The 26,792-nt window shown below is 59.7% G+C and carries 21 protein-coding genes; 5 read left to right on the forward strand and 16 right to left on the reverse strand.

The window, feature by feature from the left end; all coding sequences use genetic code 11:
- Positions 1–186: 186 nt before the first annotated feature.
- The 7 genes from ACYZTL_RS12700 to amaB form a co-directional block, all read right to left on the reverse strand.
- Positions 187–903: an ABC transporter ATP-binding protein gene (locus tag ACYZTL_RS12700; RefSeq protein WP_461952078.1), complete on the reverse strand. Its 717-nt coding sequence runs from the start codon at positions 901–903 to the stop codon at positions 187–189.
- Positions 900–1,775, reverse strand: a complete 876-nt coding sequence (locus ACYZTL_RS12705) for an ABC transporter ATP-binding protein (RefSeq protein ID WP_461952079.1) — start codon at positions 1,773–1,775, stop codon at positions 900–902. The genes ACYZTL_RS12700 and ACYZTL_RS12705 overlap by 4 nt, the downstream gene beginning before the upstream one ends.
- On the reverse strand, positions 1,772–3,055 hold the full coding sequence (gene livM / locus ACYZTL_RS12710) for a high-affinity branched-chain amino acid ABC transporter permease LivM (protein ID WP_461952080.1): 1,284 nt from the start codon (positions 3,053–3,055) through the stop codon (positions 1,772–1,774). The genes ACYZTL_RS12705 and livM overlap by 4 nt, the downstream gene beginning before the upstream one ends.
- 3 nt (positions 3,056–3,058) lie before the next feature.
- Entirely contained in the window at positions 3,059–3,973 is a 915-nt protein-coding gene (locus ACYZTL_RS12715) for an ABC transporter permease subunit (RefSeq protein ID WP_008035385.1), read from the reverse strand.
- Between the two features lie 263 nt (positions 3,974–4,236).
- Entirely contained in the window at positions 4,237–5,370 is a 1,134-nt protein-coding gene (locus ACYZTL_RS12720; RefSeq protein WP_461952081.1) for a branched-chain amino acid ABC transporter substrate-binding protein, read from the reverse strand.
- Between the two features lie 363 nt (positions 5,371–5,733).
- Positions 5,734–7,017, reverse strand: coding sequence for an L-pipecolate oxidase (amaA, locus tag ACYZTL_RS12725; protein WP_461952082.1), 1,284 nt, complete (start codon positions 7,015–7,017; stop codon positions 5,734–5,736).
- A gap of 136 nt (positions 7,018–7,153) precedes the next feature.
- A complete protein-coding gene (gene amaB / locus ACYZTL_RS12730; protein WP_461952083.1) occupies positions 7,154–8,644 on the reverse strand; it encodes an L-piperidine-6-carboxylate dehydrogenase in 1,491 nt (496 codons plus the stop codon).
- 175 nt (positions 8,645–8,819) lie between these two features.
- Here amaB and ACYZTL_RS12735 point away from each other — a divergent pair, with 175 nt between their 5' ends.
- From ACYZTL_RS12735 to nadE, 3 genes are all read left to right on the forward strand, one after another.
- Positions 8,820–9,746 carry a LysR family transcriptional regulator gene (locus ACYZTL_RS12735; protein WP_461952084.1) on the forward strand — a complete coding sequence of 309 codons (927 nt, stop codon included), beginning with the start codon at positions 8,820–8,822 and terminating at the stop codon, positions 9,744–9,746.
- A gap of 168 nt (positions 9,747–9,914) precedes the next feature.
- Positions 9,915–11,141 (forward strand): nicotinate phosphoribosyltransferase, encoded by a 1,227-nt coding sequence (pncB, locus tag ACYZTL_RS12740; RefSeq protein WP_461952085.1) that lies wholly within the window; start codon positions 9,915–9,917, stop codon positions 11,139–11,141.
- Between the two features lie 4 nt (positions 11,142–11,145).
- Positions 11,146–11,973 carry an ammonia-dependent NAD(+) synthetase gene (gene nadE / locus ACYZTL_RS12745; RefSeq protein ID WP_461952086.1) on the forward strand — a complete coding sequence of 276 codons (828 nt, stop codon included), beginning with the start codon at positions 11,146–11,148 and terminating at the stop codon, positions 11,971–11,973.
- Between the two features lie 192 nt (positions 11,974–12,165).
- Here the strand turns inward: nadE and azu are convergent, their stop codons facing one another.
- The gene (gene azu / locus ACYZTL_RS12750; RefSeq protein WP_461952087.1) at positions 12,166–12,612 is read right to left on the reverse strand and encodes an azurin; all 447 of its coding nucleotides are present in this window, start codon (positions 12,610–12,612) and stop codon (positions 12,166–12,168) included.
- Positions 12,613–12,955: 343 nt separating this feature from the next.
- On the opposite strand from azu, the gene ACYZTL_RS12755 reads away from it, so the two are divergent.
- Positions 12,956–13,543 carry an LOG family protein gene (locus ACYZTL_RS12755; RefSeq protein WP_461952088.1) on the forward strand — a complete coding sequence of 196 codons (588 nt, stop codon included), beginning with the start codon at positions 12,956–12,958 and terminating at the stop codon, positions 13,541–13,543.
- Between the two features lie 68 nt (positions 13,544–13,611).
- Complete coding sequence (locus ACYZTL_RS12760) at positions 13,612–13,803, forward strand: hypothetical protein (protein ID WP_407014587.1); 192 nt, start codon at positions 13,612–13,614, stop codon at positions 13,801–13,803.
- Positions 13,804–13,984: 181 nt separating this feature from the next.
- On the opposite strand, the gene ACYZTL_RS12765 is transcribed toward ACYZTL_RS12760, so the two are convergent.
- The 8 genes from ACYZTL_RS12765 to rpsR all read right to left on the reverse strand — a co-directional run bounded on the left by ACYZTL_RS12765 (position 13,985) and on the right by rpsR (position 26,767).
- On the reverse strand, positions 13,985–14,875 hold the full coding sequence (locus ACYZTL_RS12765) for a transglutaminase family protein (protein WP_461952089.1): 891 nt from the start codon (positions 14,873–14,875) through the stop codon (positions 13,985–13,987).
- A complete protein-coding gene (locus ACYZTL_RS12770) occupies positions 14,875–17,361 on the reverse strand; it encodes a circularly permuted type 2 ATP-grasp protein (RefSeq protein ID WP_461952090.1) in 2,487 nt (828 codons plus the stop codon). The genes ACYZTL_RS12765 and ACYZTL_RS12770 overlap by 1 nt, the downstream gene beginning before the upstream one ends.
- Before the next feature lie 87 nt (positions 17,362–17,448).
- On the reverse strand, positions 17,449–20,724 hold the full coding sequence (locus tag ACYZTL_RS12775) for a transglutaminase family protein (RefSeq protein ID WP_461952091.1): 3,276 nt from the start codon (positions 20,722–20,724) through the stop codon (positions 17,449–17,451).
- A 302-nt stretch (positions 20,725–21,026) separates the two neighbouring features.
- Complete coding sequence (locus tag ACYZTL_RS12780; RefSeq protein ID WP_461952092.1) at positions 21,027–23,330, reverse strand: YgiQ family radical SAM protein; 2,304 nt, start codon at positions 23,328–23,330, stop codon at positions 21,027–21,029.
- Between the two features lie 277 nt (positions 23,331–23,607).
- Entirely contained in the window at positions 23,608–25,002 is a 1,395-nt protein-coding gene (dnaB, locus tag ACYZTL_RS12785; protein WP_017336265.1) for a replicative DNA helicase, read from the reverse strand.
- Between the two features lie 138 nt (positions 25,003–25,140).
- The gene (rplI, locus tag ACYZTL_RS12790) at positions 25,141–25,587 is read right to left on the reverse strand and encodes a 50S ribosomal protein L9 (RefSeq protein WP_008035347.1); all 447 of its coding nucleotides are present in this window, start codon (positions 25,585–25,587) and stop codon (positions 25,141–25,143) included.
- A gap of 19 nt (positions 25,588–25,606) precedes the next feature.
- On the reverse strand, positions 25,607–26,500 hold the full coding sequence (locus ACYZTL_RS12795; RefSeq protein WP_461952093.1) for a hypothetical protein: 894 nt from the start codon (positions 26,498–26,500) through the stop codon (positions 25,607–25,609).
- Positions 26,501–26,536: 36 nt separating this feature from the next.
- Positions 26,537–26,767 (reverse strand): 30S ribosomal protein S18, encoded by a 231-nt coding sequence (rpsR, locus tag ACYZTL_RS12800; RefSeq protein WP_002551829.1) that lies wholly within the window; start codon positions 26,765–26,767, stop codon positions 26,537–26,539.
- Positions 26,768–26,792: the final 25 nt, after the last annotated feature.

The following is a 26,792-nucleotide window of genomic DNA, read 5'->3' on the forward strand; positions in this document are numbered from 1 at the left end:
CTGTAGGAGCTGTCGAGTGAAACGAGGCTGCGATCTTTTGATCTTGTCTTTAAAAAGCAAAGTCAAAAGATCGCAGCCTCGTTTCACTCGACAGCTCCTACCAGCTCCTACAGGTCCGTGCGGCATCGGGCATGCACAAAAAAAAACGCCCTGAGTTCGTCAGGGCGTTTTTTCGTGCTTAACGGTTTAGTGTCCGCCGAGATAAGCGTTACGCACCTCCTCATTCACCAGCAGCTCCTTGCCGGTGCCGGTAATGCGGATCTCGCCGTTGACCATGACATACGCCCGGTCCGACAGCTTGAGCGCATGGTTGGCGTTCTGCTCGACCAGGAAGATGGTCATGCCGGACTTGGCCAGCTCCCGCAGGGTGGCGAAGATCTGTTTCACCACGATCGGCGCCAGGCCCAGGCTCGGCTCGTCAAGCAGCAGCAGCTTGGGCCGGCTCATCAGCGCACGGGCGATGGCAAGCATTTGCTGCTCACCACCGGACATGGTCATGGCGCGCTGGGTGCGCCGCTCTTCGAGCCGTGGAAACAGCTCGAACATGCGCTGCATGTCTTCCTTGGCGTATTTGTCGCCGATCGGAATAGTGCCCATCAACAGGTTTTCCTCGACGGTCATGTCGGGGAATACGCGCCGGCCTTCCGGCGACTGTGCGATGCCGTTGGAGGCGATGTAGTGCGACGACTTGTGGGTAATGTCCACACCTTGATAGATGATCTGCCCATCTGCCGCCCGTGGCTGACCGAAGATCGACATCAACAGGGTCGACTTGCCGGCACCGTTGGAGCCGATCAGGCTGACGGTTTCCCCTTCGTTGATGTGCAGCGAGACGTTCTTCAGGGCCTGGATAGGCCCGTAGAACACGTCGAGGTCTTTGAGTTCGAGGATCGGTTGGCTCATAGCACCACTTCCTCTTCATCGGCGCCCAGGTAGGCCGCAATCACTTTCGGGTCGTTGCGTATCGCCTCGGGGCCACCCTCGGCGATGACGATGCCGTGGTCCAGCACCACGATGTGGTCGGAAATGCTCATCACCATGCCCATGTCGTGTTCGATCAGCACCACGGTCAGATCGTGCTCGTCGCGCAGCAGCCGGATCATCGCGCTCAGCGCTTCGGTTTCCTGAGGGTTGAGGCCGGCGGCCGGTTCGTCGAGGCAGATGATCTGCGGGCGGGTGCACATGGCCCGGGCGATTTCCAGACGGCGTTGCTGACCGTAGGACAGTTCACCGGCCAGACGGTTGGCGCAGTCCACCAGGTCCACCACTTCCAGCCAGTAGAAGGCGTGGTCCAGCGCATCGCTTTCAGCCTTGCGGTAACCCTTGGTGTTGAGGATGCCGGCGAGCATGCTGCGGTTGACCCACATGTGCTGGGCCACCAGCAGGTTTTCCAGCACCGACATTTCCCTGAACAGGCGAATGTTCTGGAACGTCCGCGCCAGGCCGGCACGGTTCACCAGGTGAGTGCCGCCGAACATCTTGTAGTGGAGCCGGCTGATGAAGCTTTTCGGCGATACAAAATCAGTCGCCTTGAACGGCTCACCCAGCATTTTGATGACATCGGTCCGCTGGCCACGCACGTTGAGTTCGATCTTGCCGCCCGAGGCCTTGTAGAACCCGGTCAGGCAGTTGAACACGGTGGTCTTGCCGGCGCCGTTGGGGCCGATCAGGGCGAAGATCGAGTTGCGCTTGACCTTCAGGCTGACATCGTTCAACGCCTTGATGCCGCCGAAGTGCATCATCAGCTTCTCGACCGAGAGTACGACTTCGCTCATGGCGCTACTCCTTTACGCGGGGTCACACCGGTACGGCTGATCCGAATCAGGCCGCGCGGTCGCCAGATCATCATCAACACCATCAGGATGCCGAACAGCAGCACGCGGTATTCCGCGAAGCCACGCAGCAGTTCCGGGGCCACGGTCAGCACGAAGGCTGCGATGACGACGCCGATGGTCGAGCCCATGCCACCGAGTACCACGATGGCAAGGATCAGGGCCGATTCAAAGAAGGTGAACGAAGTCGGGTTGACGAACCCTTGATAAGTGGCGAAGAACACACCCGCGAGACCGGCAGTCGACGCACCGATGGTGAACGCCGAAAGCTTGACCAGCACGTGGTTCAGCCCCATGGAACGACAGGCGATTTCATCTTCACGCAAGGCTTCCCAGGCGCGACCGACCGGCATACGGGTCAGGCGGTGCTTGATATGCAACACGGCCAATACCACCAGGAACAACACCACGTAGATAAAGTAATACTTCACGTCCGGGTTATAGGCGATGCCAAAGAACTCATGGAACGGCACCCCGCCCTCTTTCGCCCTTTTACCGAACTCGATGCCGAAGAAGGTTGGCAGCGGCGCGGCCATGCCGTTCGGGCCACCGGTCAGGGTCAGCCAGTTATTGAGGATCAAGCGGATGATTTCACCGAAGCCCAGGGTCACGATCGCCAGGTAGTCACCGTGCAGGCGCAACACCGGGAAACCGAGGATGCAGCCGGCCAGCCCCGCCGTGATAGCCGCCAGTGGCAGCACCGTCCAGAAACCCAGCCCCAGGTACTGATAACCAAGTGCGAGTCCATAAGCACCGATGGCGTAGAACGCCACGTAACCGAGGTCGAGCAGGCCGGCCAGGCCGACCACGATGTTCAGGCCCAGGCCCAGCAGCACGTAGATCAACCCGAGGATGACCACGCCCAGCAAGTAGGAGTTGGAGAAAAACGGGAACACCACGGCGATGACGATCATCAGCGGGATGATCCAGCGCAGCCGGGATTTGTAATCGGGTGCCAGTACATGAACCCCCGAACCGGTGGTTTCAAAGCCTTCGAGAATTCTCAGGCCTTTCGGCGTTTGCAGGAACAGGCTCAGGGCAAAGCGGCCGGCCATGACGATGGCGACAATCCACGCCACTCGGGTCGTTTCCAGATTGAAGCCGTAGCCGTCGAGGACTATGCCAACAATCGGGCCGAACACAATGAGGGCGACCAGACCGGCAAGAATCGCGTCAACCAGGCTTCTTTTGAGATCAATTGTTTTTTTAGTGGTTGAAGACATCGCTTACACCTTCGACACAAGAGGACGGCCGAGCAGGCCTTGGGGCCGAAAGACCAGAACGAGAACGAGCAGCGAGAAGCTGAAAACGTCTTTGTAATCCGAGTTGACCAGACCCGAGAACAGCGACTCGGAAATCCCGAGAATGATTCCGCCGAGCATCGCGCCAGGCAGCGAGCCGATTCCGCCGAGTACCGCTGCGGTGAACGCCTTGATGCCGATGACGAAGCCTGCGTAGAAATCGAACGTGCCGTAGTTCATGGTGATCAGCACGCCGGCCAAGGCCGCCATTGCCGCACCGATGATGAACACGTAGGAAATCACGCGATCGGTGTTGATCCCCAGGATCGAGGCCATCTTGCGGTCTTGCTGGGTTGCGCGGCACATGCGCCCGAGTTTGGTGTACTTGATGACGTAGGTCAGCAGGGCCATACCGGCGAATGCGGCAACCAGAATGAAGATTTTGGTGTAGGTGAGCTGGACGAAGCCGCTTCCGACTTCCACTCGCCATGCACCGGTCAGCAGGGTCGGTACGCCTTGTTGGCGGGCGCCCTGAGCGATCTGTGCATAGTTTTGCAGGATCAGCGAAATACCGATGGCGCTGATCAGCGGTGCCAGTCGGGTGGAGTTACGCAGGGGTTTGTAGGCCACACGCTCAATGACCCAGCCATACACCGCCGTGACGATGATGGTGAAGACCAGTGTGCCAAGCATCAACAGAGGGAAGGATTCAATACCGAAGTATGCCAGCAGAGCCAGACTGATCGCCGCGAGGTAAGCGGAAATCATGTAAACCTCGCCATGGGCGAAGTTGATCATGCCGATGATGCCATAGACCATTGTGTAGCCGATGGCGATCAGGCCATAGACCGACCCGAGGGTCAGGCCGTTGACCAGTTGCTGCAGGAAAATACCATCCATAACGCAATCTCACGCATTTGAGAGACTGCACAGAAACCGGGTGCGACGGACCGGGGTTCAGCCACCCGCGCAACACGGTTGTGTGCAGCTCTACGAGAAAAGACAGATGTGCCTTCTGGAAAATGCCAGTCAGCTGAGGGTGAACACTGTCTCTGTGGCGAGGGAGCTTGCTCCCGCCGGGTCGCGAAGCGTCCCCAAAAAAGGACTGCTGCGCTGTCCAGCGGGAGCAAGCTCCCTCCCCACAGGCCGGTTACACGCTCATATCACTTCTGTTTTTCCAGTTGGTGGTATTTGCCATCCTTGTCCCACTGATAAACCACGTAGTCGGAGATTTTCAGGTCGCCCTTGGCGTCCCAGGTCTTCTCGCCCATCACGGTTTTAACCGGGTTTTTCTTCAGCCACTCGGCCGCTTTTTCGCCGCTGTTGGACTTGGAGCCATTGAAGGCAGCTGCCAGGGTCTGAACCGAAGCGTAAGCGTACAGGGTGTAGCCTTCCGGCTCGGTGCCGGCCTTGCGGAAAGTGTCTACCACGGTCTTGCTGTCTGGCAGCAGGCGTGGGTCGGCGCCGAAGGTCATGTACACGCCATCAACGTTCTGCGGGCCGCCGGCGGTGGTCACGAGTTCGTCAGTCACGATGCCATCATCGGACATGAACTTGACGTCCTTCAGGCCTTGTTCACGCAGTTGGCGAACCAGTGGACCGGCTTCCGGGTGCAGGCCGCCGAAATAGACGACATCGGCACCGGCTGCACGGATCTTGGTGACCACGGCGCTGAAGTCTTTCTCGCCACGGGTCAGACCTTCGTACAGTACCGGCGTTACGCCGCGCTTGACCAGTTGAGCCTTGGTGGCATCGGCCAGACCTTGACCGTAGGTGTCTTTGTCGTGCAGAACCACGACTTTCTTGCCCTTGAGCACGTCGACGATATAGTCGCCGGCCACGATGCCCTGCTGGTCGTCACGACCGCACATACGGAACATGGCGCTCAGGCCGCGCTCGGTCACCTGTGGGTTGGTGGAACCCGGAGTGATTGCGATGATGCCTGCTTCGTCGTAGATCTCGGAAGCCGGAATGGTCGACGAGGAGCAGAAGTGACCGACCACACCCGCCACTTTCTGGTTGGTCAGGTCCTTGGCGACCGTCACAGCCTGTTTCGGTTCGCAGGCGTCATCGCCCTTGACCAGTACGATTTTTTCCCCGTTCACGCCGCCCGCTGCGTTGACCGCATCGGCTGCTGCCTGTGCACCCTTCATGTACTGCTCGCCAAATGCTGCGTTGGCGCCCGTCATGGGACCCGCCACACCGATTTTCACATCAGCTTGTGCAAACGCAGAAACACCCAACGCAGCTGCCACTGCGAGGGCCAGAAAGCCTTTCTTGTAAAACGTCTGGGACATGAGGTGGTGCTCCAAGGTTTTTTTTAGTTGGCACTGCGACTTCACTGAATGCTCAGAGCAAGGGCCGTGCCATCGGTTTTTTATTCTTGAACAAGTCGCTGCTTTATTGTTTTTTCGACTGTTTCGGGCCCATTTTCATTGGGCGTGCAACCGTCTAAACCGCAGAAGGTGAAACCATTTATTTTTAATGGCGCAACCCGCATGCGCCATCATTGCAACCGCGGTGTCAAACGACGTGCAACCAGCCTGTAACAACGTGCGTCACCGAAGTGCACACTGCTGGTGCGGGACTGCTACAACCCGCACCACTACAGGCTAGTCGCTGCGCCGAAAAGCGCCGCTTCCAGCAACAAATTTCAGCAATCAAATCACGATCCGCAAGCACTGGCCCGCGTGATACAGCGAAAATCCGGCCTCGTACAGACAGCTTCGCAGCCCCACCCCAGCCAGTGGTTGCATGGGGGCGAAGGGAATCGGCAGCGCCTGAGGATTTCCGTTACACAAATAATCGGCAAAGGCTTTGCCGACTACAGTGCCAGTCGTCACGCCCCGACCGTTGTAGCCGGTGACTGCCACTAAACCGGGCGCCGGTTCGAACAGACGCATCAAATGATCGGGGGTGAAGGCGATGCAACCGGTCCAGGTGCACTCCCATTCCACTGGTTTGAGGTACGGAAAATAGTGCTGTTGAACCCGGTCGGCCCAGGCCTTGAGGAACCAGGTCGGCTTCTGATTGCCATTACCCAGACTGCCGAGCAACAGGCGGCCGTCTTTGTCGCGACGAATGCTGCTGAGTACCTGACGGGTGTCCCAGGAACCCTGGCCACCGGGAAGGATTTGCTGCGCAGCCTCTTCGGTGAGCGGCACGGAGGCCACTTGATAGTAGTAACCGGGGAAGAAGTTGCGCCGCAGTTCCGTCCAGTCACCTTCGGTGTAAGCGTTGGAGGCGATCACGACTTGCTCGGCCAGCACTGAACCCTGGGCGGTCTGTACCGACCAGCGTTGGCCCTGACGTTCGAGTCGAGTCACGGGAGAATGGTCGAACAGCTGACCGCCGAGGCCGATGGCCGCCTTGGCCAGCCCCGTGGTGTAAGCCATCGGGTTGATCGTGCCGGCACGCTTGTCGAGCAACGCGGCGGCGATTTTTTGGGTGCCGGTTGCCTGTTCGCAGGCTTGCCCCGTCAGCAGTTCGACCGGTGCACCGCGACGTTTCCATTGTTCCTCACGACTGCGCAAGTCCGCTTCGCCACGGGCGTTGTGCGCCATGTGCAGCGTGCCTTCGCGGCGTAACTGGCAATCGATGTTGTACTTGTCCACAAGGCTGAACACCAACGAAGGTGCCGCCCCCAGCATGCGATTGAGCTGGCTGCCGACCGCTTCGCCGAAGCCGGCGTCAATGTCGTCCGGTGGAATCCACATGCCGGCGTTGACCAGCCCGACGTTGCGTCCCGAACCGCCATGACCGGCGCGATGGGCTTCCAGCACGCATACCGTTTTACCTTGTTCCAGCAGATGCACCGCCGCCGACAGACCGGTGAAACCGGCGCCGATGACGCACACGTCAACCGTGACTTCGCCCTTGAGCGCCGTGTTGTCGGGCCTTTGCGGCGTCAGTTTTTCCCACAGACACTCTTCGCGTAACGGCATTGCCAGACTCCAACAGAAACCTAACCAAGCCGCCAAAAAGATCGCAGCCTTCGGCAGCTCCTACAAAACCGCAGCCAGGCACAATCCCGTAGGAGCTGCCGAAGGCTGCGATCTTTTCAAGCACACCACTTTTCCATCAGTCGAACGTAATACCCTGCGCCAACGGCAGTTCCAGCGAGTAGTTCACGGTGTTGGTCTGACGACGCATGTACCCGCGCCATGCATCGGAGCCGGACTCACGACCACCGCCGGTCTCTTTCTCGCCACCAAACGCACCGCCGATTTCCGCGCCGCTCGGGCCGATGTTGACGTTGGCGATGCCGCAGTCGCTGCCCACCGCCGACATGAACTGCTCGGCTTCACGCACGTCGGTGGTGAAGATGCACGAGGACAGGCCTTGTGGCACCGAGTTGTTCAAGCGCAGTGCTTCGGCGAAGTCCTTGTAACCAACCACGTACAGGATCGGCGCGAAGGTTTCGTCACGGACCACATCGCTCTGCTCCGGCATTTCGACGATGGCCGGCGAGACGTAGTAAGCGTTCGGGTATTTGTCTTCCAACTGACGCTTGCCGCCGAAGACCCGGCCGCCTTCGCTCAAGGCCTGCTCCAGCGCGTCCTGCATGTTGTCGAAGCTGTGCTTGTCGATCAGCGGGCCGATCAGGTTGCCTTCCAGCGGATTGCCGATACGCACTTTCGAGTAAGCGGCTTTCAGGCGGGTGACGATTTCTTCTTTCACCGATTCGTGAGCGATCAGGCGACGCAAAGTGGTGCAACGCTGGCCGGCGGTGCCGACGGCACTGAACAGAATGGCGCGAACAGCCATGTCCAGATCGGCGCTTGGGCCGAGGATCATCGCGTTGTTGCCACCCAGTTCCAGAATGCTGCGCGCAAAACGTGCGGCAATTTTCGGCGCCACTTCGCGACCCATGCGGGTGCTGCCCGTGGCGCTGATCAGCGCGACGCGCGGGTCATCGACCAGCGCTTCGCCGGCATCGCGGCCACCGATGATGACCTGACTCAGGTGCGGAGGTGCGTCGCTGAAGTTTTTCAGTACACGGTCGAACAACGCCTGGCAGGACAGTGCGGTCAGCGGGGTTTTCTCCGACGGTTTCCAGATCACCGGGTTACCGCAGACCAGCGCCAGCGTGGTGTTCCACGCCCAGACCGCCACCGGGAAGTTGAACGCGCTGATCACGCCGACGATACCCAGCGGGTGCCAGGTTTCACGCATGTGGTGGCCAGGGCGCTCGGAGGCGATGGTCAAACCGTACAGTTGGCGGGACAGGCCGACGGCGAAGTCGCAGATGTCGATCATTTCCTGAACTTCACCCAGGCCTTCCTGAGTGATCTTGCCCGCTTCCCAGGACACCAGCTCGCCGAGGTCGGCCTTGTATTCACGCAGGATGTCGCCCAGTTGCCGCACCAGCTCCCCACGGCGCGGGGCCGGGACCTTGCGCCACAATTCGAACGCATGATCTGCGCGACTGATGTGCTGCTCGACTTCAGCGGCGCCTTCCCAGTTCACAGAGGCGATCTTGCTGCCATCGATCGGCGAATGCACCGGCACCTTGCCGTTCTGGTACAGGGCCGGGTTCACACCAAGACGATCAAGCAATGCGGCAACCATGGGTCACTCCTCAAGCAAAAAACAGAAAACGTGCAGCCGGAATATCACGACTGATCAGACCTGTAGTTTTAGCTCGCCGGAGGTTACCCAACAAACGACCTTTAAGAGAGATATCATTCCGTTTATTCATGCTGCGAATTGCTGGTCAGTAAGAAACAAGAAAAAAGGACAACCCATGCTGAATAAACGCTACCTGCCGTCGATCACCGCGCTGCAGTGTTTCGAGGCCGTGACCCGGCATTTGAGCTTCACGCGGGCCGCCGAAGAGCTGAACCTGACCCAGAGCGCGGTCAGCAAACAGGTCGCGCAACTGGAAGAATTGTTGCAGCACCTGCTGTTCCGCCGGGTGCGTCGACGCCTGCAAATGACCCCGGCCGGTGATTTGTACCTGGTTGAGGTACGAAAAATCCTCACGCAAGTCGAGATGTCGACCCACTACCTGCGTTCCTACGGCGGGGAAACCGAAGTCCTGCGCGTCTCGACCCCGCCGACCTTCGGCGCCCGCTGGCTGGTGCCCCGTTTGAAAGGCTGGCGCCTGCGCCATCCGTCGATCCACCTGGACCTGTGCAGCGAGCAGGAAGCCGATGATCTGCTGCAAGGTCGCAGCGATCTGGCGTTCTATTTCGGCCAGGGTTCACGGCCCCGCACCGAATGCCTGAAACTGTTCGGCGAAGAGCTTGTTCCCGTGTGTGCACCGGGCAGTTTGCCGGCCACTCCATTCACCGATCCGACCCAACTCACCGACCTGGTCCTGCTGCAAAACGCGTCGCGACCACAGGCCTGGCATGACTGGTTCGATAGCCAGGGTTATCACACTGAACACAGCTACCACGGGCCACGCTTCGAAACCTTTTATATGTGCATCCGCGCCGCGCAGGTCGGCTGCGGCGTGGCGCTGTTACCGCGGTTTCTGGTGGAAGAGGAATTGGCCGACGGCAAACTGGTCATTCCCTGGCAGCATGCGATGCCCAGCTCCGACGCCTATTACCTGGCGTACCCGGAGCATTCGGCGGAAGTGCCCAAGGTGCGGGATTTTGTGAAGTGGATGCTGGAACAGATTGATAATCCCACCTCCGCTGACTGCCCCCCTGCCCCCCTGTAGGAGCTGTCGAGTGAAACGAGGCTGCGATCTTTTGACTTAGATTTTTTAAGATCAAAAGATCGCAGCCTCGTTTCACTCGACAGCTCCTACATAGTCAACACAGAAATCACTGGCAATACCCACCACCGATATGCGCCACTATCTGCATTCAAAGTGGAGAACCCCGTTATGAGCGAGAGTGTGTTTGCCGATCGCATCGTGCAGAACCTGCTCGACACCGACTTCTACAAACTGACGATGATGCAGGCGGTGCTGCACAACTACCCGAACGTGGAAGTCGAATGGGAGTTTCGTTGCCGCAACAGTGAAGATCTGCGCCCGTATCTGGCGGAGATCCGCTTCCAGATCGAACGCCTGGCCGAGTTGAGCCTGAGCGCCGACCAGTTGAGTTTCATGGAGCGCATTAGCTTCATGAAGCCGGATTTCCTGCGTTTTCTCGGTTTGTTTCGCTTCAACCTGCGCTACATCCACACCGGCATTGAAAACGGCGAACTGTTCATCCGCCTGCGCGGGCCGTGGCTGCATGTGATCCTCTTCGAAGTGCCGCTGCTGTCCATCGTCAGCGAAGTGCGCAACCGCTATCGCTACCGGGACATCGTTCTGGAGCAGGCGCGCGAGCAGCTTTATCGCAAGTTCGACTGGCTGACCGCCAACGCCAGCAGCGACGAATTGTCCGATTTGCAGGTAGCCGATTTCGGCACCCGCCGTCGCTTTTCCTACCGAGTGCAGGAAGAAGTAGTGAACGTGCTCAAGCACGATTTCCCCGGCCGTTTCGTCGGCACCAGCAACGTGCATTTGTCCCGGGAACTGGACATGAAGCCGCTGGGTACCATGGCTCACGAATGGATCATGGCGCACCAGCAACTCGGTCCGCGACTGATCGACAGCCAGATTGCCGCCCTTGATTGCTGGGTCCGCGAATACCGCGGTTTGCTGGGGATCGCCCTGACCGATTGCATCACCATGGATGCCTTCCTCAACGATTTCGACCTGTACTTTGCCAAGCTCTTCGACGGCCTGCGCCATGACTCCGGGGATCCGGGGATCTGGGCAGAAAAGGCCATCGCCCACTATCAAAAGCTGGGCATCGACCCGATGAGCAAGACACTGACGTTCTCCGACAGTCTGACGCTGCCCAAGTCGCTGGAAATATTTCGCGCATTACGCGGTCGGATCAATGTCAGCTTCGGCATCGGCACCCACATGACGTGCGATATTCCAGGTGTTGAACCGATGAGCATCGTGCTTAAAATGGCGGCCTGCAATGGCCAGCCGGTGGCAAAGATCTCCGACGAGCCTGGCAAGACTCACTGCAAAGACCCGAATTTCGTCGCTTACTTGCGACACGTTTTCAAAGTTCCTGCCGCCCTTTCCAGCACACCAAGCAAGGAGTGAATTCATGCAAGCCGAACAGCGTGAGATTGCTGAACAGCTCAAGGTCCAGCCGCCGTTCGCCGACAAGGCCGCCCTCGAGGCGGAAATCGCCCGGCGCATTACCTTCATCCAGGATTGTCTGGTCAATTCCGGGCTCAAGACCCTGGTGCTCGGCATCAGCGGCGGGGTCGATTCCCTGACCGCCGGCCTGCTGGCCCAGCGCGCCATGTGTGAACTGCGCACTCGCACCGGTGATGACAACTACAAGTTCATCGCCGTGCGCCTGCCGTACGAAACCCAGTTCGATGAACACGACGCACAGGCTTCGGTGGATTTCATCACGCCAGACGAGCGCCACACCGTGAACATCGGCCCTGCGGTCAAATCCCTGGCCAATGAAGTGGCCGCCTTCGAAGGCAAGCATGCGGTCTCGGTGGATTTCGTCCTCGGCAACACCAAGGCGCGGATGCGCATGGTCGCCCAGTACACTATCGCTGGCGCGGCTCATGGCCTGGTAATCGGCACCGACCACGCGGCAGAAGCGGTGATGGGATTTTTCACCAAGTTCGGCGACGGTGCTTGCGACCTGGCTCCGTTGAGCGGCCTGGTGAAAAATCAGGTTCGAGCCATCGCCCGCAGTTTCGGCGCACCGGAATCGCTGGTGGAAAAGGTCCCGACGGCGGACCTGGAAGACTTGTCGCCGGGTAAACCGGATGAAGCGTCCCACGGCGTGACCTACGCCGAGATCGACGCGTTTCTGCACGGTGAGCCGGTGCGTGAGGAAGCGTTCAAGATCATTTGTGATACGTACAGGAAGACCCATCACAAGCGAGTGATGCCGTTTGCACCTTGACTATGCCCCTGTAGCAGCCTGTAGGAGCTGTCGAGTGAAACGAGGCTGCGATCCTTTGATCTTGCTTTTAAAATCAAAATCAAAAGATCGCAGCCTCGTTTCACTCGACAGCTCCTACAGGGATTCGGCTTGACCCACTAATGAGCAAAAAAAACGTCCCATGCGGACGCTTTTTTTATGAACCCGATTCGCTTACTTCAGCGTAACCGTACCTTTCATCATCGAAATGTGGCCCGGGAACGAGCAGAAGAAGCCATATTTCTCGGCAGCATCAAGCTTCGACACATCGAAAGTCACCGAGTCGGTTTCATTGGCGCCGATGATTTTGGTGTGGGCGATGACGCGCGCATCACCTTCTTTCAGGTAGTTCTTGTCGATACCGGCCGCCAGACCATCGGTGGCGATCGGCTGCATGTCAGCCTCTTTGCTCAGCACCCAGTTATGGCCCATGACGTTTTTTGGCAGGTTGCCGGAGTGGGTCAGTTCAACGGTGAAGGTCTTGCAGCTTTTGTCGATTTCAATGGCCTTGGTGTTGAATGACATTTGGTCAGTGGAGTCGATGGTTGTCTTGCACTCGGCAGCCATCAGTTGGCTGCTGGCCAGTGACAGCAGGGATACCGCAACAAGTTTGGCAAACATGGTGAATCTCCAAGGCAGGGTTAACAAAAGTGCGAATGGACAGAAGACTGCCTGAAAACTTCGCAAGTTCCTATGATCTGCATCAAAAATTGTATACAACTTTCGAGCTATGACACTTATCGAAACAATCTACCAGCCAGACATCCAGGGCGGCCCTATCATCAGGGCGTCCTCACTTATCCGGAGCGTCTGTCATGTCCATCAACAGCTTTTTGTGCAGTTTGCTCGCCGCTTACGCCTGTGGCGCCAGTGGCACCTGTGAAACGCCGCAGCGCGAAGTTTAGACCTTGGAGCGCCGCACCTCTGCCTTTACTCTGTGGCCATCCTGACCATGGAGTAAGGCATGTCTTTAGCATCCGTTTGTGTATTTTGCGGTGCCAGCACCGGCACCAATCCGGCTTATCGTGAAGCGGCTGTCGCCCTCGGGCGAGCATTGGCCGAGCGCAAGCTGACCCTGGTCTATGGCGGCGGTGCCGTCGGGCTGATGGGGATTGTCGCCGATGCCGCACTGGCGGCCGGCGGTGAAGTGATCGGGATCATCCCGCAAAGCCTGAAGGACAAGGAAATCGGCCACAGCGGCCTGACTCGCCTGGAAGTGGTCGACGGCATGCATGCGCGAAAGGCGCGGATGGCCGAGCTCAGCGATGCATTTATCGCGCTGCCCGGTGGTTTGGGCACGCTGGAAGAACTGTTCGAAGTCTGGACCTGGGGCCAGCTCGGCTACCACGGCAAACCGCTGGGGCTGCTGGAAGTGAACGGTTTCTACAGCCAATTGACCGGTTTTCTTGATCATATCGTCGGCGAAGGCTTCGTTCGCGAAGCACACCGTGACATGCTGCAAGTGAGCGAATCACCGCAAACCCTGCTCGATGCCCTGGACGCCTGGCAACCGACCGTGGTGCCAAAGTGGACAGAGCAAAAACCCAGCTAACGGCTCGGCACCGATACAGGGCAGAATATGCGCCGCTCAACCTCACCTTCGACCCCAGAGGATCGCCCATGGCTAAACCTAATTATTCCTTCGCCAAACGTCAGAGAGACTTGGCCAAGGAGCAGAAGAAAGAGGAAAAGCTTCAGCGCAAGAAAGCTACAGCTGAAGAAGAAGCCGCCGCACTGAACCCGGAAGCAGACGGTGAAGTGGCCGCAGAAAGTGATGTTGAAGCACCGAAAGATCAGGCGCCCGACGCCTGAGACCCTCAGGGCCCGATGATCTGATCAGGCCCACCGGATCTGTGTCCAGGGTCAGCAGCGATGCTGCTGACCCTGTAGGAGCTGCCGAAGGCTGCGATCTTTTGATCTTGCTCTTCAATGGCCTGAAAAAGCTCAAGATCAAAAGATCGCAGCCTTCGGCAGCTCCTACAAGGGGGCTTTGTTACTCCAATGGCATCACGGTAACGCGGACTTCCGGATCGTGATTACCTCCCCCCAGAATCACCCCCCGCAACGGCGAAACATCGGAAAAATCCCGGCCCCAGGCCAAGGTGATGTGTTCGAGTGCCGGTTGCACATTGTTGGTCGGATCGAAATCCACCCAGCCCAGCACCGGGCAAAAAACCGAAACCCAGGCATGCGAGGCGTCGGCACCGATCAACCGTGGCTGGCCCGGCGGCGGCTGAGTCAGCAGGTAACCGCTGATGTAACGAGCCGCCAACCCACGGGAACGCACGCAAGCGAGCATCAGGTGAGCGAAGTCCTGGCACACCCCGCGCCGGCGCTCCAGCACTTCCACCAGTGGCGTCGCCACCTGGGTCGCTTCGGCATCGAAGGTGAATTCGCTGAAGATTTTCTCCATCAGCGCCTGAACGCCGAGCAACAGCGGTCGCCCCGCCGGGAAACAGCTTTCCGAGAAACCGACGAAGTTGCGCTTCAAATGCACATAGGGCGATTCGAACCGGAAACGGCAAGCTTCCAACAAATCGGGCGAAAGCGGCTGACCGCTGTAGGTCAGTGCGTTGCGGGTTTCTTCCCAGGCCGGAGATTGATTGAAATCGAGCGTTGGCCGCGACAACACTTCGACGGTGAGCCGGGCGTTGACCAATAATTCATCGTGCGGCCGCTCGAAGGCCAGTCGGGTCAGCGGATTGCCGAACACGTCCAGCTCGTCCCGGCGCGATGTCGGGTCGGGGCTGATCTGCAATTGCTGCTCGGTGCAGCGCTGCCAGTTACTGGCCCGTGGCCAAAGATGCGCCAATTGCTGGGCGAGGGACACCGGGCTGTCGTAGTGATAATGGGTGTCGTGGAAAATCTGGTAACGGGCGCTCATCAGACGGACACCGTGCGCTGGCTGACATCATCGACATGGGCGAAATGGCGCAACGCCAGACGATCCGACACTTGCCCGCTGGCATCAGCGATCTCTTGCAGCAGATCGGCCAGCCCCTCAATGGCGGCATGAACGCTGGCTTCGCCGAACAGCGAATTCTCCAGGCACCCCAGATCGAAGCGCGCCAGCCGCTCCACCAATTGCGGCAGACCCGCTTCGCGCGGCACAGCAAAATCATCGTTCAAGCGTTTGAGGGTGCGGGTCACCAGTTTCAACTGGAACAGCACTGCATGCGGGTTCTGCTCGTCGAGCAGCAGCAGGTCCAGCACCGGGATCAATTGCGCCACGGCCAGATACCGCGAGCGATAGGTGATGCTGCTGTTGCCCAGTTCCAGCAACCATTCCAGCCCGGCCTGATCGAAGGCACCGCTGCCGCGCAGGAACGCCGCCAGGCTGCCGCTGAGAAACTGCAGGCGCTCGATCCGCCGTCCGATCATCAGGAAGCGCCAGCCTTCGTCCCGGGTCATGTCGTCGAGGGCAAATCCGGATAGCGCCGCCAGCGACATCACCAGGCGGTTGAGAAAATCCAGCAACTCGCCGAAATCCGGTTCTTCGGTTTCCAGCTCGATAGCCTCGCGTTGCAACTCCACGAGCGCCTGCCAGTTTTCCCGCGAGAGCTTGCCGCGCACCTGCGAAGCCGCCCACTGCAAGCGCTGCAGGTTGGAACGCAGGCTGAACGGCCAGTCATCGCCGAGCAGCGCCGCCAATAACCGTTCAGGTAACTCACCTTCATCAGGCAACAACATCAACCGCTCACCCAGCTCGACAGCCGCCTCCAGTGCTTGCGGATCGTCGCCATCGACATAGCGCGCCAGCATGATCCGCAGCAACCGCGCGCTGTCGTCGCAACGCTCACAGTAACGGCCGAACCAGAACAGGTTTTCCACCACCCGCGACGGCAGATAGGGATCGCGCCGCACCAGGTCGTGCACGCCGATGCTGCGCTGGGCTTTCCACTGCTCGCCGCTGGGTGGCCGATCCCCGAGCACCCAAGTGTCCTTGCTTGCGCCGCCGCGTTGCATCGACACCACTTCGGCGTCGGCTTGCGCGGCAACCCGGGTCAAACCACCGGGCAGAACCCGATAGCCGTCGCGACTGGCCACCGCATACACGCGCATGCCGATGGCCCGGGGTTGCAAATGACCATCCTCGGCTTGCCAGATCGGCGCCTGAGATAACTGAGCCAGTTCTTGCGCCACATAGGCGTAAGGTCGCGCCTGCATGCGCTCGGCGAGAACCTGACGCTGTTTTTCACTCAAATCACGGCCAAACACCGGAGGGAAGCTCTGCGACGGAAATGCGGGTTTGATCAACAATTCCGGAAGTTTTTTCAATGCTTCGGCCAGCACCGGCGCTTCGCCGCACCACCACGTGGCGATGGACGGCAGGATCAGTTCTTCGCCGAACAGGAATTGATTGACCCTTGGCAGGAAGCCCAGCAGTCCCGGCGATTCCAGTACGCCGCTGCCGAGTGCGTTGGCCACCAGCACGCGTCCCTGCCGCACGGCTTCAAGCAGGCCCGGCACACCGAGCGCCGAATCGGTACGCAGTTCCAGCGGGTCGCAGAAGTCATCGTCGAGCCGGCGCATGATCGCGTGGACCCGGCGCAGGCCGCTCAATGTTTTCAGGTAAACCGTGGCATCGCGCACCGTGAGGTCGCCGCCTTCCACCAACGGATAACCGAGCTGCCGCGCCAGATACAGGTGTTCGAAATAGCTTTCGTTGAAACGCCCCGGCGTCAGCAGCACGATCAGCGGCACTTCATCATCGCTCGGTGCCTGACGGGCCAGGGTTTCCTGCAGCGTGCGGAAGAACCCCGCCAGGTGCTGCACCTTCAAATCACGGTACAACTCGGGAAAGGCCCGGGACACGATCGTGCGGTTTTCCAGGGCGTAACCGGCGCCGGACGGTGCTTGAGTCCGATCCGCCGTCACCCACCAGCGACCGTCGGGCGTGCGCGCCAGATCCACGGCATACAGATGCAGAAAGGCCCCATCGGGCGGCGTGATGCCCTGACAGGGCCAGAGGAAGTTGTTGTGACCGAATACCAGCTCGGCAGGTAAAAGACCTTCGGCGATCAACCGTTGCGGTCCGTACAAATCGGCCAGTACCGCGTTCAGCAGACGCGCCCGTTGAGCGATCCCGGCCGATAACTGCGCCCACTCATCAGCAGCGATCACATGCGGCAGCAGGTCCAGCTCCCACGGCCGATCGGCACCCTTGGGGTCCGCGTAGACGTTGTAGGTCACGCCGTTTTCCTGGATCTGCCGGGTCAACAGTGCCTGACGCTGCACCAACTGCGTTGGCGTGCTGCGTTGCAACTGGTCGAACAGCCGCTGCCAGTGCGGGCGCACGGCGCCGCTGTCGTCGAGCAGTTCGTGATAAGTGCCCGCCGTCAGCGGGTAGCGGTCTAGCAGGTCAGGCATGGAAAGCTCGGCAGACAGCAAGGAACGGTCAGACTAACGCAGCTCATGACGCCCGGATATACGAAAAATCCGAGCGTCGTGTACGGTTTAGAAACGTCGCAAATCGAGAGTCATCGGCAGCTCGTCGTTAATTTCCAGAATCGGTATAGGAAGTTTCCCTGGGCTGTGTCCGATGCGGAAGAAACGCGCCATCCGCCTGCTCTCGGCCTCATTGGCGTTCACCGGCAAGCTGTCGTAGTTGCGGCCGCCCGGATGGGCAACGTGGTACTGACACCCCCCCAGTGAACGCTGCATCCAGGTGTCGAGCAAGTCGAACACCAGCGGCGCATGGACCGGGATCGTCGGTTGCAGGCAGTTGGCCGGCTGCCAGGCACGAAAGCGCACGCCAGCGACGAATTCGCCCACCCGCCCGGTGGACTGCAAGGGCACGGGAACGCCGTTGCACGTCAGCAAATAACGCTGCGGTGCCAGGCCGCTGAGCTTCACTTGCAGGCGCTCCAGGGACGAATCCACGTAGCGCACCGTGCCGCCGACCGCGCCCTCCTCACCCAGCACATGCCAAGGCTCCAGCGCCTGACGCACTTCCAGCTCGATGCCGCTAACGGCGTAATCGCCAACCTTGGGAAAGCGAAACTCCAGATGCGCCGCGAACCACTCGGCCCGCACCGGATAACCCGAGGCGTTGAGATCAACGATGACGTCGGCGAAATCCTGCTCGATAAAGTGCGGCAACAGGAACCGGTCGTGCAATTCCGTACCCCAGCGCGCCAGTTTCGGCGGCGCATAAGGCTCGCGCCAGAACCGTGCGACCAGTGCTCGCAGCAACAACTGCTGAGCCAGGCTCATGCGCGCATGCGGTGGCATTTCAAAGGCACGTAATTCCAGCAAGCCAAGACGCCCCGTCGCACCGTCCGGCGAATAGAGTTTGTCGATGCAAAACTCGGCGCGGTGGGTGTTGCCGGTCACGTCGATCAGCAGGTTGCGCAGTAGCCGGTCCACCAGCCACGGCGCGCATTCCTCGCCCGGTTCGGGCATTTGCGCAAAGGCAATTTCCAGCTCGTACAACGCATCGTTGCGGGCTTCATCAACGCGCGGCGCCTGGGACGTCGGGCCGATGAACAACCCGGAAAACAGGTAGGACAAGGACGGATGGTTATGCCAGTAACTGATCAGGCTGCGCAGCAGATCCGGACGGCGTAGAAACGGTGAGTCAGCCGGTGTCGCGCCACCCAGTACGAAATGGTTACCGCCGCCGGTGCCGGTGTGCCGTCCATCGATCATGAATTTCTCGGTGGTCAGTCGGGTCTGGCGCGCTTCTTCGTAGAGAAACTCGGTGCGCTCGACCAGTTCGTCCCATGTGGCGGACGGCTGCACGTTGACCTCGATCACGCCCGGGTCCGGGGTGATGCGGAAGTTGCTCAGGCGTGGATCGCTCGGCGGTTCATAGCCTTCCAGCAACACCGGGCAACGCAACTCCTGCGCCGTGGCCTCGATCGCGGTGACCAGCTCCAGATAATCCTCGACCCGCTCCAGCGGCGGCATGAACAGGTACAACCGCCCTTCCCGAGCCTCGGCGCAGAATGCGGTGCGGGTCAGCCAGTCGGCGGACTCGTCGACTTCCAGATCGCGCTCGACCGCTTCGGCCGCGGCCCCCGGGCTGTTCAACTGCTGAGTGTCTGGAAGCGCCGGGAATTCCTGATTGGGGTCGTTGGGATAGATGAACGGATACTCGGCGGCTTTCACCCAAGGCTGCGAACCCAGCGGCAAGCGGTAACCCAGCGCCGAATCCCCCGGCACCAGTCGGCAGTGCTCGTCGCGCAGATACCAGCGACCGCTTTGCCACTGATCGCCCTTGGTGGTGCGCGCCAGCGGCAAGACCTGGCCGATCACTTTATCCAGCCCCTGACTGAAGACTTTGCGCAGACGCGCGCGCTCCAGCGGTTCTTCCAGGCGTGAGTCTTCGGCGCTGACGTTCTGCGGTAAAGCGCCTTCGCGCCAGAGGTAATAGAAATTGTCTTCGTAGGCTGGGAACACAAAACGTGTCGGAATTTTCAAACGCTCGGCGACACTCGCCAAAAAACGCCCGGCCAGTTCGCCATCGGCGCCGTAATCTTCCTGCTCATCGGCAATCAGCGCGCTGTTGTGCCAGATCGGCACGCCGTCGCGGCGCCAGTAACAGTTCAGCGACCAGCGCGGCAGTTGCTCGCCGGGGTACCACTTGCCCTGACCGAAATGCACCAGGCCCTTGGGTGCGTAACGTTTGCGCATGCGCTGAAACAGTTCGGCGGACAGACGACGCTTGTCCGGCCCGAGCGCGGCGGTGTTCCACTCGGCGCCGTCCGGATCGTCGATGGAGACGAAGGTCGGCTCGCCGCCCATGGTCAGGCGTACGTCGCCTTCCAGCAGGTCGGCATCGATCTGCCGGCCCAGCGCCTGGATCGCCAGCCATTGGTCTTCGGTGTAGGGCTTGGTGACCCGCGGCGCCTCCCAAATCCGCTCCACGGACATTTCGTGGGTGAATTCGCACTCGCACGGTTCTACCAGACCACTGATCGGTGCCGCAGAGCCCGGATCGGGACTACACGCCAACGGAATGTGTCCTTCACCGGCAAACAGCCCTGACGTCGCGTCCAGGCCGATCCAGCCCGCACCGGGCAAATAGACCTCGCACCAGGCGTGCAGGTCGGTGAAGTCCACTTCGGTGCCAGAAGGGCCGTCGAGACTTTTGACGTCGGCGGTCAGTTGAATCAGATAGCCAGAGACGAAGCGCGCCGCCAGCCCAAGGTTGCGCAGCAGTTGCACCAGCAACCACGCCGAGTCGCGGCAGGAACCGGAGGCATGTTCAAGGGTGTGCTCGGGTGTCTGCACACCTGGTTCCATGCGGATCAGGTAGCCAATGTCCTCGCTCAAACGCTGATTGAGCGCGACGAGGAAATCCACGCTCGGCAGCGGCGTGCGGTCTATGCCGTCCAGGTACGCCTTGAATTTCGGCGTCAGCGGCAGCGTTTCCAGATACGGCGCCAGCTCCTTGCGCTCGTCCGCTGCGTAGGTGAACGGGATTTTTTCCGCGTAGGGTTCGAGGAAGAAGTCGAACGGATTGAATACCGCCATTTCGGCCAGCAGATCGACCTCAATCCGAAGCTCATCGGTTTTTTCCGGAAACACCAGACGCGCCAGGTAATTGCCCTGCGGGTCCTGCTGCCAGTTGATGAAGTGCTGCTCGGGCGAGACTTTCAGCGCATAGGACAATATCCGCGTGCGGCTGTGGGCAGCCGGGCGCAGGCGAACGATCTGCGGGCCGAGCTCGACGGCGCGGTCGTAGCGGTAATGCGTAACGTGGTGCAATGCGACATGAATCGACACGGCGTGCCTCCTGCGAGCCTTAAGCGTTATCGAAAGCGCGCAAGACTTATGCCATGCAGTGGCGCTGGCGCTTTCATAGAGTTGCTTAGGGCAGTACAGCACCAAAATCGGGCGATGCGGGAAATTGGTTTGAGGGAGTTGCACGCAAATGTGGCGAAGATCAAAAGATCGCAGCCTTCGGCAGCTCCTACAGGGGAATGGCGTACACCTGTAGGAGCTGCCGAAGGCTGCGATCTTTTTCTTTGTGGCTCAACGCAAAACGCCAACCCGAAGGTTGGCGTTCTGTTCAGCTCAAGCGTGGCTTAGCGCGGTACAACCGGCTTGCGCGCAGGCTTCGGTCCTTTGCCTTTGGCCGCATCCTTGCGCTCCTTGGCCGCCTGCTGGTTGCGGGCGAACGCAGCAGCCTTGGCCTGTTCACGCTTGTCCCACGGGTTGCCGCCATCGCTGGCACGCGGTGGCAGGCCGGTGTGCTGGGTCAGGATCTTGGTGGTCTTCTCACCCGCCACTTTATGGCTGCCGGCTGGCGTCGAGTTTTTGCGACGGGCGCTCTGGTAGCTGTCGGTCGCCGGCTGATGCAGCGGGATCAATTGGTTCTTGCCCGGCCCGATCAGGTCGGCGCGGCCCATGCGGGTCAGCGCTTCACGCAGCATCGGCCAGCCTTTCGGGTCGTGATAACGCAAGAACGCCTTGTGCAGACGACGCTGCTCTTCGCTCTTGACGATGGTCACGGCGTCGCTCTTGTAAGTGACCTTACGCAGCGGATTCTTGCCCGAGTGGTACATCGCGGTGGCGGTGGCCATCGGCGACGGGTAGAACGCCTGCACTTGATCGGCGCGGAAGCCATTGTCCTTGAGCCACAGGGCCAGGTTCATCATGTCTTCGTCGGTGGTGCCCGGGTGCGCGGCGATGAAGTATGGAATCAGGTACTGCTCTTTCCCCGCTTCCTTGGTGTACTTCTCGAACATGCGCTTGAACTTGTCATAGCTGCCGATGCCCGGCTTCATCATCTGGTTGAGCGGACCTTCCTCGGTGTGTTCCGGGGCGATCTTCAGGTAACCACCGACGTGGTGGGTCACCAGCTCCTTGACGTATTCCGGCGACTCGACCGCGAGGTCATAGCGCAGGCCGGAAGCAATCAGGATCTTCTTCACACCCGGCAAGGCACGGGCACTGCGATACAGCTGGATCAGCGACGAGTGGTCGGTGTTCAAATTCGGGCAGATGCCAGGGAACACGCACGACGGCTTGCGGCACGCGGATTCGATTTCCGGGCTCTTGCAAGCGATGCGGTACATGTTCGCGGTCGGGCCGCCGAGGTCGGAAATGACGCCGGTGAAGCCTGGCACCTTGTCGCGGATCTCTTCGATTTCGCGAATGATCGACTCTTCGGAGCGGTTCTGGATGATCCGGCCTTCGTGCTCGGTAATCGAGCAGAACGTGCAGCCGCCGAAGCAGCCGCGCATGATGTTCACCGAGAAGCGGATCATGTCGTAGGCCGGGATTTTTTCCTTGCCGTACGCCGGGTGCGGGATACGTGCGTAAGGCATGCCGAACACGTAGTCCATTTCTTCAGTGGTCATCGGAATCGGAGGCGGGTTGAACCAGACGTCGACTTCGCCATGCTTCTGCACCAGCGCACGGGCGTTACCCGGGTTGGTTTCCAGGTGCAGCACGCGGTTGGCGTGAGCGTAAAGCACCGCATCGCCACGGACCTTCTCAACCGATGGCAGACGGATCACGGTCTTGTCGCGGGTCATTTTCGGGCTGGCCAGGATCTGTACGACCTTGGCTTCGCTCGGGTCCTCAACCGGACCTTTTTCCTGCTCGATGGCGCAGGCCTGGGTGTCCTGGGTGTTGACGTACGGGTTGATGATCTTGTCGACCTTGCCCGGACGATCGATACGCGTGGAATCGACTTCGTACCAGTCTTTCGGCGTATCGCGACGGATGAACGCGGTGCCGCGCACGTCGGTGATGTCTTCGATCTTGTGGCCGTAGGACAGACGCTGGGCGACTTCGACAATCGCACGCTCGGCGTTGCCGTAGAGCAGGATGTCGGCGCAGGCGTCGATCAGGATCGAGTTGCGCACCCGGTCCTGCCAGTAATCGTAATGGGCGATGCGGCGCAGGGAAGCTTCGATGCCGCCAAGAACGATCGGCACGTTCTTGTAGGCTTCCTTGCAGCGCTGGCTGTAAACCAGGCTCGCGCGGTCCGGACGCTTGCCCGCCAGGCCACCAGGGGTGTAGGCGTCGTCGGAGCGGATTTTCTTGTCGGCGGTGTAGCGGTTGATCATCGAGTCCATGTTGCCGGCCGCGACGCCGAAGAACAGGTTCGGCTCGCCGAGCTTCATGAAATCGTCTTTGGACTGCCAGTTCGGCTGGGCAATGATCCCGACGCGGAAGCCCTGGGACTCCAGCAGCCGGCCGATGATCGCCATGCCGAACGACGGATGGTCAACGTACGCATCACCGGTGACGATGATGATGTCGCAGGAATCCCAGCCAAGCTGATCCATCTCCTCCCTGCTCATCGGCAGGAATGGCGCTGGACCGAAACATTCGGCCCAGTACTTGGGATAGTCAAATAACGGCTTGGCTGTTTGCATGACGATGACCGGTGTTGAGATGAAAAATCGCGGGCGCGGAATATAGCACAAAAAATGACCAATTCCGACGGCTATGGTCGGAAATTGCGGAGGCTATTTGGCGCAAAGCTCCTGAGAACATGCACAACCCCTGTGGCGAGGGAGCTTGCTCCCGCTGGGTTGCGAAGCAGCCCCAAAACTTGCGACCAAGTTTTTTCAGACAGACCGCATTTTTCGGCTTTGCGACTGCTGCGCAGTCGAGCGGGAGCGAGCTCCCTCGCCACAGATTTCTTCTGGGTTACTCGTCGTCGAAGTTGTAGCTACCCGGCGCCAGGTTTTCGAAGCGGGTGTACTTACCGATGAACGCCAGTCGTGACGTGCCGATCGGGCCGTTCCGCTGCTTGCCGATGATGATCTCCGCAATGCCTTTGTGCTCGGTTTCCGGGTGATAAACCTCATCCCGGTACACGAACATGATGACGTCGGCATCCTGCTCGATCGCTCCGGATTCCCGGAGGTCGGAGTTGATCGGGCGTTTGTTCGGTCGTTGCTCCAGGGAGCGGTTGAGCTGGGACAACGCCACCACCGGGCAATTGAATTCCTTGGCCAGGGCTTTCAAGGAACGGGAAATCTCGGAAATCTCGTTGGTCCGGTTGTCACCGCCAGAGCCCGGAATCTGCATCAATTGCAGGTAGTCGATCATGATGAGGGCGACGTCGCCATGCTCACGCACCAGACGCCGGGTCCGAGCGCGCATTTCCGAAGGGCTGATACCCGCCGTATCGTCGATGAACAGCTTGCGGTCGTTGAGCAGGTTGACTGCCGACGTCAGACGCGGCCAATCGTCGTCATCCAGGCGGCCGGCACGGACCTTGGTCTGGTCGATACGGCCGAGGGACGACAACATACGCATGATCAGCGATTCACCTGGCATCTCGAGCGAGTAGACCAGCACACACTTGTCGCTGCGCAACACGGCGTTTTCCACCAGGTTCATCGCAAAGGTGGTTTTACCCATGGACGGACGACCGGCGACGATGATCAGGTCAGCCGGCTGCAGGCCGCTGGTCTTTTCGTCGAGGTCGGTGTAACCGGTGGACAAGCCAGTGATGGCGTTGTCGGTGTTGAACAAGGTGTCGATGCGGTCGATGGCCTTGGTCAGCAGGTCATTCACGCTCACCGGGCCGCCGGTTTTAGGCCGGGCCTCGGCGATCTGGAAGATCTGCCGTTCGGCTTCGTCGAGAATCTCTTCAGCTGTGCGACCTTCCGGGTTGAAGGCGCTGTCGGCAATCTCGGTGGCGATACCGATCAACTGCCGCAACGTCGCCCGCGCGCGGACGATCTGTGCATAGGCCTTGATGTTGGCGACGGACGGCGTGTTTTTCGCCAACTCGCCGAGGTAACCGAGGCCGCCGACTTGCGAAGTCTGACCTTCCTTGTCCAATTGCTCGGCAAGGGTCACGACGTCGATCGGGGAGTTCTGATCGGCGAGTTTGGCGATCGCGCGGAAGATCAGGCGGTGGTCATGCCGATAGAAATCGCCGTCGGAGACTTGATCGAGCACGCGTTCCCAGGCGTTGTTGTCCAGCATCAGACCACCGAGCACGGCCTGTTCGGCCTCGATGGAATGCGGCGGCACCTTCAGGGCAGCGGTTTGCAGATCGTATTGCTCGGGAGCGGAAATATCGTTCATGGCCACTTGGGTTCTTTAGGAAAAGCAGGGGGTTGTAGAAAATCAGGAACTGCAGAAAGACAAAGGGCACGACCTGTAAACAGGATCGTGCCCGATGTTACCGACAAGCACCCGAGGGTGCCAGCCGACAAGTGCTGCTTAAGCTGCTACCACGACAACGCGTACGGTGGCTTCAACTTCGGCGTGCAGGTGCACGGCTACGTCGAATTCGCCTACGTTGCGGATGGTGCCGTTCGGCAGACGAACTTCGCTTTTTGCAACTTCAACGCCAGAGGCGGTCAGTGCATCAGCGATGTCGTGAGTGCCGATCGAACCGAACAGCTTGCCTTCGTCACCAGCGGTGGCAGTGATAGTCACTTCCAGCTCAGCCAGTTGGGCGGCACGGCTTTCAGCCGAAGTTTTACGGTCTGCTGCGGCTTTTTCCAGCTCAGCGCGACGCTCTTCGAACGCAGCCAGGTTGGCTGGGGTCGCAGCGGTAGCTTTGCCGTAAGGCAGCAGGTAGTTACGACCGTAACCAGCCTTAACGTTCACTTTGTCACCCAGGTTGCCCAGGTTGGTGACTTTTTCCAGAAGGATCAGTTGCATGTGAAAATCCTCTTAACTTTTAACCTTCACCGTTCGCGCTATCGACGTCTTTCGGCGCCGAACGACCGCGAAAATCAATCAGGCTGTCGACGATGGCCAGGACCACCAGCAACGGATAGATCAGCTGCATGAACAGCAACAGCGTGACGTACAACCCCACCAGCCAGAATCTGGCCAGTCGCTTTTGCGCCACCAGCCCGTGAATCAGGGCCAGCCCGGCGAACACCAGCGGTACACTGCACAACGGCGTCAACATGGCCATCTGCGGACCGATGCTCGGTCCCAGAAGCATGAACGCCAGCAGTAACATCGCCAGCCCCAGCGGGAAGCGGATGGCGCGAAACTCGCGACCAAAACCACCCGGGTTGTACAACAACGCCTGCCAGTAGCGCCCGACAATCAGGCTCAGCACACTGACGATTTGCAACAAGGCCGCAATCAGGCCGGTCAGGACCGGTGCAATCAGGGACGCAAAATGCGCTTGCTCGTCTACCGACAACTTCTGGTAGACATCACCGAGTAGCGACGGCATGACCTTTATCAAAGCCTGCGCCAGCATCTCGATTTGGGGAGCAAAAACTGTCCCCAGCACCACTGCAAACACCACTCCCATCGCTATGCTGACCAGCAGCACGCGGCTCCAGGACTCGCTTGCGCGCAAAACCAACGCAAGGCTCGAAGACCCCAGCAGCACCAGAAGTGCCCGTGGGTCGTCGGAGTAAAGCCACCAGATCAACGCCGGCAGCAGTCCCAGAGCAAGTACGCCGAGGGCGTCCTTCAATCCGCGCCGCAGGAGCACAAGGCATCCGGCGGCAGCACCCAACCAATACAACAACGGCAATGTTGCGCATCCAGCCACTACGAGAGTGGCCTGCATACGGCCGCGCATGATGAACTCAGCTATGGCACGCATGCATTCAATCCTTTGCTACGTGTCGACTGCCCGGTCTCAGCGGCCGTGGCTGTCGGTGTAGGCCAGCAGGGCCAGGAAGCGGGCGCGCTTGATAGCGGTGGCCAGCTGACGCTGATAACGTGCTTTGGTACCGGTGATGCGGCTTGGAACGATTTTGCCGGTCTCGGATACGTAAGCTTTCAGAGTGTTGAGATCTTTGTAATCGATCTCTTTCACGTCTTCAGCGGTGAAGCGGCAGAATTTACGACGACGGAAGAAACGTGCCATGTAATAGGCTCCTCAAAAGGTCCGT

It is taken from the genome of Pseudomonas sp. LB3P81 (assembly GCF_054897965.1).

Excerpts from the sequence above, each read along its gene's own strand:
- ACYZTL_RS12700 (WP_461952078.1), bottom strand. The coding sequence starts at position 903 with ATGAGCCAACCGATCCTCGAACTCAAAGACCTCGACGTGTTCTACGGG.
- ACYZTL_RS12705 (WP_461952079.1), bottom strand. The coding sequence starts at position 1,775 with ATGAGCGAAGTCGTACTCTCGGTCGAGAAGCTGATGATGCACTTCGGC.
- livM (WP_461952080.1), bottom strand. The coding sequence starts at position 3,055 with ATGTCTTCAACCACTAAAAAAACAATTGATCTCAAAAGAAGCCTGGTT.
- ACYZTL_RS12715 (WP_008035385.1), bottom strand. The coding sequence starts at position 3,973 with ATGGATGGTATTTTCCTGCAGCAACTGGTCAACGGCCTGACCCTCGGG.
- ACYZTL_RS12720 (WP_461952081.1), bottom strand. The coding sequence starts at position 5,370 with ATGTCCCAGACGTTTTACAAGAAAGGCTTTCTGGCCCTCGCAGTGGCA.
- amaA (WP_461952082.1), bottom strand. The coding sequence starts at position 7,017 with ATGCCGTTACGCGAAGAGTGTCTGTGGGAAAAACTGACGCCGCAAAGG.
- amaB (WP_461952083.1), bottom strand. The coding sequence starts at position 8,644 with ATGGTTGCCGCATTGCTTGATCGTCTTGGTGTGAACCCGGCCCTGTAC.
- ACYZTL_RS12735 (WP_461952084.1), top strand. The coding sequence starts at position 8,820 with ATGCTGAATAAACGCTACCTGCCGTCGATCACCGCGCTGCAGTGTTTC.
- pncB (WP_461952085.1), top strand. The coding sequence starts at position 9,915 with ATGAGCGAGAGTGTGTTTGCCGATCGCATCGTGCAGAACCTGCTCGAC.
- nadE (WP_461952086.1), top strand. The coding sequence starts at position 11,146 with ATGCAAGCCGAACAGCGTGAGATTGCTGAACAGCTCAAGGTCCAGCCG.
- azu (WP_461952087.1), bottom strand. The coding sequence starts at position 12,612 with ATGTTTGCCAAACTTGTTGCGGTATCCCTGCTGTCACTGGCCAGCAGC.
- ACYZTL_RS12755 (WP_461952088.1), top strand. The coding sequence starts at position 12,956 with ATGTCTTTAGCATCCGTTTGTGTATTTTGCGGTGCCAGCACCGGCACC.
- ACYZTL_RS12760 (WP_407014587.1), top strand. The coding sequence starts at position 13,612 with ATGGCTAAACCTAATTATTCCTTCGCCAAACGTCAGAGAGACTTGGCC.
- ACYZTL_RS12765 (WP_461952089.1), bottom strand. The coding sequence starts at position 14,875 with ATGAGCGCCCGTTACCAGATTTTCCACGACACCCATTATCACTACGAC.
- ACYZTL_RS12770 (WP_461952090.1), bottom strand. The coding sequence starts at position 17,361 with ATGCCTGACCTGCTAGACCGCTACCCGCTGACGGCGGGCACTTATCAC.
- ACYZTL_RS12780 (WP_461952092.1), bottom strand. The coding sequence starts at position 23,330 with ATGCAAACAGCCAAGCCGTTATTTGACTATCCCAAGTACTGGGCCGAA.
- dnaB (WP_017336265.1), bottom strand. The coding sequence starts at position 25,002 with ATGAACGATATTTCCGCTCCCGAGCAATACGATCTGCAAACCGCTGCC.
- rplI (WP_008035347.1), bottom strand. The coding sequence starts at position 25,587 with ATGCAACTGATCCTTCTGGAAAAAGTCACCAACCTGGGCAACCTGGGT.
- ACYZTL_RS12795 (WP_461952093.1), bottom strand. The coding sequence starts at position 26,500 with ATGCGTGCCATAGCTGAGTTCATCATGCGCGGCCGTATGCAGGCCACT.
- rpsR (WP_002551829.1), bottom strand. The coding sequence starts at position 26,767 with ATGGCACGTTTCTTCCGTCGTCGTAAATTCTGCCGCTTCACCGCTGAA.